The sequence below is a fragment of the Azospirillum rugosum genome (genome assembly GCF_017876155.1).
Lineage (GTDB): Bacteria > Pseudomonadota > Alphaproteobacteria > Azospirillales > Azospirillaceae > Azospirillum > Azospirillum rugosum.
Window position 1 is genome coordinate 1 of the sequence record NZ_JAGINP010000050.1, and the last position, 12,038, is coordinate 12,038.

The 12,038-nt window shown below is 63.9% G+C and carries 11 protein-coding genes; 9 read left to right on the forward strand and 2 right to left on the reverse strand.

The features are described 5' to 3' along the window. Nucleotides 1–46: 46 nt before the first annotated feature. Nucleotides 47–454: a hypothetical protein gene (locus J2851_RS35125; RefSeq protein ID WP_209773954.1), complete on the reverse strand. Its 408-nt coding sequence runs from the start codon at nucleotides 452–454 to the stop codon at nucleotides 47–49. 55 nt (nucleotides 455–509) lie between these two features. On the opposite strand from J2851_RS35125, the gene J2851_RS35130 reads away from it, so the two are divergent. The 9 genes from J2851_RS35130 to J2851_RS35170 all read left to right on the forward strand — a co-directional run bounded on the left by J2851_RS35130 (nucleotide 510) and on the right by J2851_RS35170 (nucleotide 10,871). Beyond that, complete coding sequence (locus J2851_RS35130; RefSeq protein ID WP_209773956.1) at nucleotides 510–1,556, forward strand: DMT family transporter; 1,047 nt, start codon at nucleotides 510–512, stop codon at nucleotides 1,554–1,556. 31 nt (nucleotides 1,557–1,587) lie between these two features. Further along, on the forward strand, nucleotides 1,588–2,463 hold the full coding sequence (locus tag J2851_RS35135; RefSeq protein WP_209773958.1) for a hypothetical protein: 876 nt from the start codon (nucleotides 1,588–1,590) through the stop codon (nucleotides 2,461–2,463). Nucleotides 2,464–2,496: 33 nt separating this feature from the next. Continuing rightward, entirely contained in the window at nucleotides 2,497–2,946 is a 450-nt protein-coding gene (locus J2851_RS35140; RefSeq protein ID WP_209773960.1) for an IS1096 element passenger TnpR family protein, read from the forward strand. 109 nt (nucleotides 2,947–3,055) lie between these two features. Continuing rightward, nucleotides 3,056–4,555, forward strand: coding sequence for a type I restriction-modification system subunit M (locus J2851_RS35145; RefSeq protein WP_209773962.1), 1,500 nt, complete (start codon nucleotides 3,056–3,058; stop codon nucleotides 4,553–4,555). Between the two features lie 8 nt (nucleotides 4,556–4,563). Further along, nucleotides 4,564–4,905 carry a hypothetical protein gene (locus J2851_RS35150; protein WP_209773965.1) on the forward strand — a complete coding sequence of 114 codons (342 nt, stop codon included), beginning with the start codon at nucleotides 4,564–4,566 and terminating at the stop codon, nucleotides 4,903–4,905. Further along, a complete protein-coding gene (locus J2851_RS35155) occupies nucleotides 4,902–6,155 on the forward strand; it encodes a restriction endonuclease subunit S (RefSeq protein ID WP_209773967.1) in 1,254 nt (417 codons plus the stop codon). Before J2851_RS35150 ends, J2851_RS35155 begins: the two co-directional genes overlap by 4 nt. 24 nt (nucleotides 6,156–6,179) lie before the next feature. Beyond that, nucleotides 6,180–9,203 (forward strand): type I restriction endonuclease subunit R, encoded by a 3,024-nt coding sequence (locus J2851_RS35160; RefSeq protein ID WP_209773969.1) that lies wholly within the window; start codon nucleotides 6,180–6,182, stop codon nucleotides 9,201–9,203. Nucleotides 9,204–9,207: 4 nt separating this feature from the next. After that, nucleotides 9,208–9,948, forward strand: a complete 741-nt coding sequence (locus J2851_RS35165) for a M48 family metallopeptidase (protein ID WP_209773972.1) — start codon at nucleotides 9,208–9,210, stop codon at nucleotides 9,946–9,948. Continuing rightward, entirely contained in the window at nucleotides 9,948–10,871 is a 924-nt protein-coding gene (locus J2851_RS35170; RefSeq protein WP_209773974.1) for a restriction endonuclease, read from the forward strand. The genes J2851_RS35165 and J2851_RS35170 overlap by 1 nt, the downstream gene beginning before the upstream one ends. A gap of 8 nt (nucleotides 10,872–10,879) precedes the next feature. On the opposite strand, the gene J2851_RS35175 is transcribed toward J2851_RS35170, so the two are convergent. Next, nucleotides 10,880–12,038 (reverse strand): site-specific integrase (locus tag J2851_RS35175; RefSeq protein WP_209773976.1); only part of this gene is annotated, 1,159 nt, incomplete at its 5' end.

A 12,038-nucleotide genomic window follows, 5' to 3' on the forward strand; every position in this document is an offset into this window, starting at 1 on the left:
TATGGTCGCCGCGGAGGCGGCTTCCATTCGACCTGCCTGAACGATGTCACGCTGTGGCCGTGATGAAGGCCCGCATACCTGAATATCCGCAGGTGTTCTGAAGAAAAGGGACGCATTGGATGAAGGCGTCCGGCGGCGGCAGCCCGGCGGCCTTGAGTGCCGACACCATCCGCCGTCGCCCGGTGAAGTCCGCCTTGAGGTCGCGGAACCGCTCGACGCGGGCGGCGATTTCCGGAGCGTTGGCGGGGCCGGCGTAGCGGCTGTAGCGGTGGCCGCCCTCAAAACCCTGAAGTACCAGCAGCCACGCCCCTTCCGCTTCTTCTTCGAATCCGCCGCTCCATGTCGGCCGACATGGTCTGTATGGCCAGCCCGAGTTCCTCCACACCCGCTCCACTCCGGTTGCCTTCAAATCCGGATTTTGTAGGCAACCGATGGGCTGGACAGCGTTGGGCATCTCCATCAGGTTCGGTTGGGCGGACGTTTCCAGCTACCGGACGGGCGAAGCTCCTATGGCACAAGCAGGTTCGACGATGGCCATTCTGGCCGCGGTGCTCTTCGGCATCAGCACGCCGCTGGCGAAGCTCCTGGTCCACGACCTGTCGCCCTGGATGCTGGCGGGCCTGCTGTATCTCGGCTCCGGGATCGGCCTGGGGTTGGTTCGGCTGGCCCGTGGGCTGTCGGCCTCGCAGGAGCGGAACGAGCGGAGCATCCACGGCATCGAGTGGTTCTGGTTGCTGGCCGCCGTCTTTGCCGGTGGTGTTGCCGGTCCGGTGCTGCTGATGTTCGGCCTGACGGCAACGCCGGCATCGACCGCCTCGCTGCTGCTCAATCTGGAAGGGGTGCTTACAGCCCTCTTGGCATGGTTCGTCTTCCAAGAAGGCTTCGACCGGCGGCTCGTCGCCGGGATGGTCGCCATCGTGGCGGGAGCGGTGGTGCTGTCCTGGGGCGGAACGGTGGACATCGCCGCTGGTTGGGGGCCGGCCGCGGTCGCCGCCGCGTCCCTGATGTGGGCGGTGGATAACAACCTGACCCGCAAGGTCTCTCTGGCAGATCCCGTGGACATCGCCACGATCAAGGGGCTGGTTGCCGGCAGCGTCAACGTCGGTATCGCCTCGGTCCTTGGCGACGGCCTGCCCGCCTTGCCGACCGCGGCGGCGGCCATGTTGGTCGGGCTGCTGGGCTACGGCGTCAGCCTCGTGCTGTTCGTGATCGCCCTGCGGCACATCGGCACCGCCAGGACCGGAGCGTATTTCTCCACGGCCCCCTTCGTCGGAGCCATCGCCTCCCTGGCGATGTTCGACGAGCCGCTGACGGCCGGGTTGATCGCCGCGGCGGTCCTGATGGGGATCGGCGTCTGGCTGCACCTGACCGAGGACCACGACCATGAGCATGACCACAACGAGATCGAGCACGATCACCCACACGTCCACGACGAGCATCACCAGCACGGTCACGACGGCCCGGTGACCGAACCGCACACCCACAAGCATCGTCACGGCCGACTACGACACCGGCATGCCCACTTCCCCGATGCCCACCACGTCCACCCGCACTGAGGCATGGGCCAAACCGACAGCAGGAGCCCCTATGGGAAGCGTCGCCGACAAGATCGCCCGGAAGGTGGCGACCCAGATCCGGTCGAACGTGATCGACCTGTCCGCGTTTCGGGCGAGCCGGGAGCGTGCCGTTGAGGCCGGTCTCGACGGCAGCCGCTTCAAGGACCTTGTCGAGCAGGGCTACGATCCGGCCTTCGCCTTCTACGCCCAGGGGCTGACGCTGGTGTCGATGTTCGCCGAGGCGATCTCCGCCATGCCCGAGGCGAAGGGCTACGCCAAGGCGGTGGCGAAGGCCGAGGACGAGTACATCCCCGAGGGGCCGCCGATCAGCCCCCTGACGGCAAGCTATTTCAACATGTGGGCCTTCTTCGACCTCCAGTTCGGGGCCAGCAAGGAGACCTTGGGGACCTGCATCCTGCGGGTGGCGGAGACCACCGGCATGCCGGCCTGGATCGCCTACATCGTCCGGCCGATGCAGGAGTCCCGCATGGGGTTCTACGTCCACATGGGCCTGGACGGCCCGCTGGTGCTGTTGAAGGATATCGTGACCCAGCAGGTCCTGCGATGCCATTCGGCGTCGGGGTATCTCGGGGAGCCCGGCCAACTCTGGTACACCCGCCTGCTGCCTCCGCCGGTCCCGGACATCGGCCTCCATGTGGTCGTGACCACGCCCTACGTGGTGCTGGACGGGACGGAGCAGCGGTTCCTGGACTATATCGGCCGAGAGGTCGCTCGGATGACCGAGGCCGGCGGCCGGAAGGCCGCGGATGCCGAAGCCCTGCTGAAGTTCGGCCCGACCGCCAACCACTGGAACGAGTACATTTTCCTCGCCTACGTCAACCACCAGCCCGACGCCATCTTCCTGGCCGGCGTCCCCGACATCCGGGAAAGCCTGCCGCAGGCGTGACGCGGCGGGCCGCACCGACAGGAGGACAACACCATGGCCGAAGCCGCCACCCATATCGTCCGGGCCGCTCTTCGGCCCAAGCTCTACCGGGACATCGAGATCCCGAGCGACCGCTCCTTCTACGACCTCGCCGAGGCCATCGTCCGGGCCTACGCCTTTGACCTGGACCACGCCTTCGGGTTCTTCCCCAAGCTCACCGGCCACATTTACGACGCCAAGCCCCGGTACGAACTCTTCGCCGAAATGGGCGAGGGCGACGACTCCCTCAGCGTCAGGAAGACGACGGTGGCCCAGGCGTTTCCGAAGGTCGGGAAGGCGATGACGTTCCTGTTCGACTACGGGGACGAGTGGCGGTTCCGGGTCGAGGTCCTGGCCCTCGGCGAGCGGGAGCCACGCAAACGCTACCCGAGGGTGGTCGCGTCGGTCGGCAAGGCCCCACCCCAGTACCCGGACCCGGATGAGGATTTCGACGAGGAGGACTGAGCCGGCCACCCTGCCGCAGTCCCGCTTTCGGTAAACGCCGTTGCCTGCCGCACCCGGTCTGATAGAGTGCCGCCGCTTTGCACACTTATGAAGAGACGTTGGGCTCGCGATGGCCGTTCTGACCCTGGACCAGCTTGAATCTCACCTGTGGAAAGCCGCCGATATCCTGCGGGGCTCCATCGATTCGTCGGATTACAAGCATTACATCTTTGGGTTGCTGTTCTACAAGCGGCTCTGCGACGTGTGGGAGGAGGAATACGAGGAGCGGATGGCCAAATATGGCGACGCCGCTCTGGCTGCCGACCCGGACGAGCATCGCTTCCACATCCCCGAGGGACGGTTCTGGAAGGATGTGCGGACGCACACGACCAACATCGGCGAACAACTGAACGCCGCGTTCCACGCCGTCGAAGACGCCAATCACCGCCTGCGGGGTGTTTTCCAGGATGTGGACTTCAACAACAAGGAGCGGTTCCCCGACGCGTCGCTTGAGAAGCTGCTCCAGCATTTCGAGAAGCATCGCCTCCGCAACGCCGACGTGGAGCCGGACGTTCTGGGGCAAGCCTACGAATATCTGATCGAGCGGTTCGCCGACGATTCCGGCAAAAAGGGCGGCGAATTCTACACGCCGAAGATGGTGGTGCGGCTGCTGGTGGAGTGCCTGCGGCCCGAGGAGGGCACGTCGATCTACGATCCGACCTGCGGATCGGGCGGCATGCTGCTGGAAGCCTTCCACCATCTGGAACGGCAGGGCAAGAACGCCCGCAGCCTGACCCTCTGCGGACAGGAAAAGAACCTGAACACCTGGGCCATCGCTCAGATGAACCTGTTCCTGCACGACATCCAGGACTTCGACATTGCCCGTGGCGACACGCTGCTGGACCCGAAGCACCTGACCGGCGACGGCACCAAGGCGATCCGCACCTTCCACCGGGTGCTGGCGAACCCGCCCTTCTCCCTGAAGGACTGGGGCCACGAGGTCTGGAGCAAGGGCGACCGGTTCGGCCGCGACCGCTACGGCTGCCCGCCCAAATCCTACGGCGACCTCGCCTTCGTGCAGCATATGGTCGCCAGCCTGAAACAGGACGGCATGCTGGGGGTGGTGCTGCCCCACGGCATCCTGTTCCGCGGCGGGGCCGAGGGCCGCATCCGCGAGGGCCTGTTGAAGGACGACCTGATCGAGGCGGTGATCGGTCTCGCCCCCAACCTGTTTTACGGGGCCGGCATTCCCGCCTGCATCCTGATCGTTCGCAAGTCGAAGCCGAAGGACCGCAAGGGCAAGGTGCTGTTCGTAAACGGGGCCGAGCAGTTCATCGAAGGCAAGGCCCAGAACCACCTGTCCGACGCCAACGTCGCCACGCTTGCCAAGGCGTATCACGACTTTGCCGACGTGGACCGGCTCGCCCGCGTGGTGCCGATGGCGGAGATCGCCGGCAACGACCACAACCTCAACATCAGCCGCTATGTCCACCTGACTGAGGAGGAGGAGGACCTGGACGTGGCTGAGGAGGTCCAGAAGCTCCTGGAACTGCGGGAGCAGCGGGACGCCGCCGAGGCCCGGATGATGGGGTTCCTGCGGGAACTCGGTTACCTGCCGGATGGGGAGTGAGGCTGACCATGCCGGATAGCAACGTCATTCTCCAGCGGACCGGGGAGGCAACCTGTAAATACGGCTTACAGGTTCGAACCGAGGGAGCAACTGTCAAAGATCATTTGACGGTTCAAGCCGAGGGACAGCAGCCGGCTTCACGGACAATCACCGTCAACGAACGGCCGCTTCTCAACGGGAACGACCGGATCAGCCACGACGCCATGAAACGCATCGCCCACGACTGCTACGACGAGTTCGACCGGCAGCGGAAGCTGCAGGACGGCATCGCCGCCGACGCCGCAGGCATGGAAGAGTTGAAGGCCATCGAGGCACAGGTAACGAAGACCCGGAAGGAGAGCGGGCGATGAGGGTGCCGGAGGGGTGGGCAAAAATGAAAATTGGTGACCTGTGTCAGCCTGATTCCGAGCCGGTGTCGGTAACTCAAGACCAAACCTACAAGTTGATGGGTGTCCGTTGGTATGGGAACGGCCCACATCTCCATTCCGAGGTGTCCGGTGCAAAGCTGAACACGAACACTCTGAATTTGGTTAAAAAGGGTCAAATTACATACAACAAGATGTGGGTGTCAAAATCTGCATTCGGTGTCACGTCAGTTGAGCATCATGGAATGTATGCGACGGCTGAATACCCGACTTTTACGCCGAGACCCGGATTATGTGGAGATTTCCTCCGTCACTATATGAGATTGGAATCGTTTAGGGTTCAAGCTCTCAGTCGCTGTCGTGGTACAACGTCGCGAGCACGGCTAAATCCCAAGGATTTTCTGGATCTCGAAATCCTGCTTCCACCAATCTCTGAACAACGCCGCATCGCTAAGGCACTTACCGATGCCGACGAGGCCATTGAGGCAACAAGAGCCGTTATAGAGCAGACGTTAAAGGTCAAGCGAAACATGCTGAAACGCCTGATGTCCAAGGGCATCGGGCATAGCCGGTTCAAAAGGACGGAGATTGGGAATGTTCCAGCGATTTGGGATGTTCTTCCACTCCCTAATCTCCTCCGTGAACCTGTTCGAAACGGCTACTCGCCAGTCTGTCCGACCGAACCCACCGGACGGTGGATTCTGAGCCTGGGTGCCTTGACGCCTGACGGGTTCTCGGCAGAACGCGTAAAGCCCGCCCCTTTGGACGATGTTCGGTTGGAGGGTGCAACGCTGGAGGATGGTGATGTCCTTATCAGCCGCTCCAACACGCCTGAGCGGGTGGGGCTTGCGGGCTTGTACCAAGGCATACCAGCCCCTTGCTACTACCCTGACTTGATGATGCGGCTTCGCTTCGACCTGAACAAGATGATGCCGGAATTTGCCGTAGCGTGGCTTTCACTTTTGCAGTCGGAGGGGTATTTCGCGGAAGCCGCGTCCGGCACCAGTGCCAGTATGGTCAAGATCAACAGGTCTACCCTCTCGGGGGTGCATTTCCCGGTCCCCTCTGTGAGTGAGCAAGAAAGCCTCATTCAGAGATTGCGACAGGTTGAATCCGTCGGGGCATTGGAAATGCAGAAACTGGCCAGTATGGAGCGGCTCAAATCCGCCCTCCTGTCCGACCTCCTGACAGGCCGGAAGCGTGTTTCCGCTGACGCCTTATCCGCCGCTTTATAACGCACGACCACAGGGAGCAGCACCGTGGCCCAGGGCATGGAATGGCACCTCGCCGAGCAACCCACCATCGCCTGTCTTGAGGCCATGGGCTACCGCTTCGTCCCGCCGGAGGAGCATGCCGACCTGCGGGACGGCGAGAACCAAGTGCTGTTCCGTCCCCACCTTATCGAGGCCATTCAGCGGATCAACGGCGTCTCGCTGACCGACGCCCAGGCTGCCTACGCCGACCTCGTGTCGGTCACCGACAACGAAACGTGGCTCAAAAAGCTCCGCGGCGATTTCAGCCGGCCGGTGCAGGGGGAAGTGACGCGGCGGACCCTGCGGGTGGTCGATTTCGCCAACCCGGCCAACAACCGGCTGACCGTCACCCACCAGTTCCGCGTCAAGGCCGAGCGGACCCGGATTCCCGACGTGGTGGTCCACCTGAACGGCATCCCGGTGGTGGTGATCGAGTGCAAGAGTCCGATCAACCACAAGGACAAGACCGGCGAGGCGTTCGACCAGATCCGGCAGTATGAGCGGGACATCCCCCGGCTGTTCCTGTCCAACGTCTTCAACATCGTCACCGACGGTACCAACTGCCTCTACGGCTCCACCGGCAGCCCGTCGAAGTTCTTCGCGGCGTGGCGGGACCCGTGGCCCCGACAGGAGTCCGACTTCACCGACGAGTTGTCCAAGGGGCTGTGGTGCCTGCTGGAGCCGTCCCGCCTGCTCGACCTGATCGCCCACTTCGTGGTGTTCGAGAAGACCGAGGAGGGCATTATCAAGAAGATGTGCCGCTACCAGCAGTTCCGGGCGGTCAACAAGATCGTCGAGCGGGTGGTGGAGAACCGGCACCGCCGGGGACTGGTCTGGCACACCCAGGGGTCGGGCAAGTCGCTGACCATGGCCTTCGCCGCCCTGAAGCTGAAGACCCACCGGACGGTGGACTCGCCCGAACTGACCAACCCCAACATCCTAGTGCTGACCGACCGGGTGGATCTGCACACCCAGATCACCACCACCTTCACCGCCTGCGGCCTGCCGAACCCGACCGACATTGGCAGCATCCGCGATCTGCGGACCCTGATGGACGGCAAGACGGACGGGTTGATGGCACTATCGACCATCTTCAAGTTCCAGGGGTCCGAAGAGGCGGTCGTAAACTCCGCCACCTGGATCGTCATGGTGGACGAGGCCCACCGCACCCAGGAAAAGGACCTCGGGGCCTTTCTGCGGAAGACGCTGCCCGACGCCCGCTTCTTCGGCTTCACCGGCACGCCGATCAAGAAGGACGACAAGGACACCTACGCCAACTTCGGCGTGGTCGGGGAAGGCTATCTCGACAAGTACGGCATCGACGACGCCGTGGCCGACGGGGCGACGGTGCCGATCTACTACACCGGACGCAAGACCGACTGGCACATCGACGAGGCCAAGATCGACATCCTGTTCGATCAGTGGTTCGCCGACCTGCCCGACGACAAGCTGGTGGAACTGAAGAAGCGGGGCGTGACGGTCGCCGATCTGGTCAAGCACCCGAAGCGGATCGCCCTGATCGCCTACGACATCTGGACCCACTTCAAGGAGTACGCCCGCCCCGACGGCTTCAAGGCCCAGATCGTTGCCTTCGACCGCGAGGCGGTCATCCTCTACAAGCGGGCCTTGGATGCGGTCATCGCCGCCGATCTGGTGGCCGAGGGCATGCCCGTCGAGGACGCCCAGGCGATGGCGGCGGACATGTCGGCCTGCGTCTACTCGTCATCGCAGGAGGACGGGAAGCCGAGCGAGGACGAATACACCCAATCGATCCGCGACGACCTTGTCGCCCACTATCTGGACGATAAAGCCGAGATCGATGTGAAAAAGGCGTTCGGCAAGAAGGGCGTCCGACCGGACTTCCTGATCGTCTGCGACAAGCTGCTGACCGGATTCGACGCTCCCGCCGAATCCGTCATGTATCTCGACAAGCCGCTGAAGGAGCACGGCCTGCTCCAGGCCATCGCCCGCACCAACCGGGTCGCCGACGCCCGCAAACGGAACGGGCTGATCGTCGATTACATCGGCGTGTCCGCTCATCTGGACAGGGCTCTGGCCTCCTACCGGGCCGACGATGTCCGCAACGCCATGCGGGATCTGGACGACCTCCGCAACCAGCTTCGGGCTGCCCACGCCGCGGTGCTCCACATGATGAAGGGGGTGAAGCGGGCCGGCGGGCGACTGGACAAGGACAGTTTGAAGGCCGAGTTCGACCAGCTTGTCGCCCGGCTAAAACCCGATGAAACCCAGTGGATCGACTTCCGCAACAAGGCCCGCGAGTTCATCGGCCTGTACGAGGCCGTCAGCCCGGACCCCTGCGTGCTGGAGTTCACCGCCGACCTGAAATGGGTGGCTCTGTTCCTTCAATACGCCACCCAGGCCATCGAGAAGCGGGAGGCGTTCGACCAGCGGTCCTACAGCCGCAAGATCCGCGACATGCTGGAACGCCACCTCGACGCCACCGGGCTGAGCGTGACGGTGAAGCTCCGCCACATCACCGATCCGGAGTTCTGGGATGACTTCAAGGTCGAGGGCAAGACGGAGGACGACCTCAAGACCGCGGCGATCCGCAAGACGACGGAACTCCGCAAGGTCGTCTACGAGCGGCTGGGCCAGAACGCCCACCAGTACGGCAAATTCTCCGACCGGCTGCGGGAGTTGCTGGAGAAGCTGGAGGGTGCCCAGCTTTCCTGGGCCGACACGCTGAAGATGGCGGAGGACCTCGCCAAGGACCTGGAAGCCGAGGCGACCGCCCATCAGGACGCCGGAATGTCGCAGGGAGCCTATGGCATCCTCCAGGTCCTTCTGGCCTTCGACGCCGGTGAAGGAGCGGACGGGTTGGCGGAGCGGATCGCCGCCCTCTACGAGGATGATGCGACCGCCCCGCGGCTATGGCAGGAGAAGGAGGGGCTGCGGCGGTCGCTGCGGCAGCAGGTCCGCGGCTTGGCCCACGAATTCGGCCTGGGGAACCTCAAGGAGGTTTCCGAGCAGGTCGAGGAATTCGCCCTCAAGCAGTTCGCCAAGGTCTGATCCCATGCCCATGCTGACGGTCGGCAGCGTCGAAATTCCCTATGTCCTGCATCGCTCCGACGCGGCGACGCGGGCACGCATCACCGTCACCCCGGACAGCGTCGAGGTGGTCGTGCCCACCGCCGCCACCGAGGATGAGATTGCCGGTGTGCTCCATCGCCGCAGGGCATGGCTGTACGAGCAGACCCGCCACATGGCCGAGCGGATGGCCCGCTCCAACGCCGTCCGGCGGTTCGTCAGCGGGGCCAAGATCCCCTACCGGGGCCGGCTCATGCGGCTGCGGGTCGAGCCGAGCGACGATACGCTGGTGAGCGTCGCCTACCGCAACGGCTTCCTGGTCGGCTGCCCGCGGTCCGTGGCTCTCGCCTCCCACGACGACCTGATCGAGTCGGCCTTGCGGCTGTGGCTGAGGAAGCGGCTCCGCCAGGATGTCGCCGACCTCGTCCGCCGGCACGGCGAGCCGAACGGGCTGAAGCCCAGAGATGTCCGGGTCAAGGACCAGAAGCATGTCTGGGGAAGCTGCGGGATCGACCGCGTCGTAAACCTGAACTGGCAGTTGGTCTTCGCCCCCCGGACGGTGCTGGAATACGCGGTGGTCCATGAACTCTGCCACCTGCGGCACCGCACCCACGACCGGGCCTTCTGGGGGCTGGTCGGAACCATCCTGCCGGACTGGGAGGCCAGGAAGGCGTGGCTGGACCAGAACGAGCATTTCCTGACGTTGCGACGCGTGGAGCCGACCTGATGGCCATTCCCGATTTCCAGACCTTGATGCTCCCCGTGCTGAAGACCGCCGCCGGGGGTGGCGAGGTCCGTATCGGCGATGTGGTTGACCAGCTTGCCGACGTGTTCGCGTTGACCGACGAGGAGCGAGCCCAACTTCTGCCGTCGGGCCGGCAGACGACCTTCGCCAACCGGGTCCATTGGGCGAAGAGTTACCTGACCAAAGCCGGGCTGGTGGATCTCACCCGGCGGGCACATTTCCGCATCACGCCGGCCGGCCGGGACGTGCTGAACTCGCCACCGGAGCGGATCACCATCCGGTTCCTGGAGCAATTTCCCAGCTTCAAGGGCTTCCGCGATGGCGAGGCCGAGACGGCTGAGGCTGCCGACTATGTCGGCTGTACGCTCCGAGTAGTCGAGCCCCTGACGCCCGATGAGGTGATGCGGCAGGCCCACGCCCGAATAGAGGTGTCGCTGGCCGACGAAATCCTCCAGCGGGTGCGATCCGGCACGCCTGCCTTCTTCGAGAAGACCGTGGTCCACCTGCTGATCACCATGGGCTATGGCGGGTCGGTGACGGAACTGGACAAGGCTTTGGTCGGGAAGTCCGGCGACGACGGCGTGGACGGTGTCATCGACCAGGACCCGCTCGGGTTGGACCGGGTCTATGTCCAGGCCAAGCGATACGCCGATGGGAACACCGTCGGAGCGGGGGCGATCCGCGACTTCTTCGGCAGTCTAAACCTGTTTAAGGCGACCAAGGGACTGTTCGTCACCACCTCCGCCTTCACCACGTCGGCCAGGGAGACGGCCGACCGGCTGGGCACCCGCATCGTGCTGATCGACGGAATCCAACTGGCCAAGCTCATGATCCGGCACGAGGTCGGATGCAGGGTCGAGGAGACCCTGCACATCAAGAGGGTGGACGAGGACTTCTTCGAGTAGCGGCGGGCCTACGCCGGGGACGAGGCGAGCATCAGGTGACTAAGCTCCAGTTCCGGATAGCCGACTTTAGAGATGGCCTCCAAAAGGGTCGATGCCCGGAACCCCCGGCCATAGAACTCGGCACTTTCCGAGCCCATGTCGCCGTTGTCGCCGGCCCAACCGCCAAGGGCCAGGGCAAGTTCACGGTCAACCCGAGCCTCCCGGAGAGCATCGCGGAAATTGTGACGGAAGCTATGGAAGCAAGTCCGGCCCGCCGATGCTCCTGCTTTTTGAAGGAAACGGCGGAACCACTTCGAAAAAATGTCGGAGTAGTATCCGGTTTTTGCTGGAAGTAGTTCCGGAAACAGTTTGGCGTTCCTCTTCCGCCGCTGCTCGCTGACGTACTCTTCGAATCCCGCAGCAAGCAGGGTCGGATGGACCGGGATGACCCGCTCGCTGCTGCCGGTCTTGAGCCGCTTATCGTCGGTCCCCTTGACCGCCTCGGCCGTGACGACAAAGCACAGGGTGCTGTCGATCACCCGGACATCCTCGGTGTTCATCTGGCAGATCTCGTTGAGCCGCATGCCCGAAAACAAGCCGATCAGCGGTACCCAGAAGCGTCCCCGTCGGGGACGGGCGTCTCCCGGCTTGGCGTAGCCGTAGTCGTCGTCCTGGCAACCGGTGTAGAGCGGGGCGGTGAAGATGGCTTGAAGCTGCTTCGGGGTGAACGGCTGCCGCTTGTCCTTGCGGTTGGTCGTGTCTACGACGCCAAGTCCCTTCGCTGGATTCCGGTCGATGAACCCCTCGTTGACCGCCCAGGTTAGGAGGGCGGACAGCTTCGTCATGTAGCCGTTCACAGTCGCGGGGCTGAGGCCGGACGCCTTACCGGCATCGCGTGTTTTCTGGGCGATTTCGCGGGCGGTCAGGTTCGGGTACCGCTTGGTTGAGTTAGGCGGCAGCCACCGGAGGGTGTCCATGACCTCGCGGCAGGTCTCCCGACCGATGTCGGACACCGGCGTGTTCTGGCCGATGATCTCGATCAGCAGGCCGAACACCGTCTCGTAGGCCAGAACGGTCTTACCGGACCGGATGACGCCAGGATCGGCCATGTAGGCGTCGTAGACCTGCTGGATGGTCTTCCCCTTGGCGGGCTCGGCGGCGGGCACAGCCGCCTCCGCGGCGACCTGT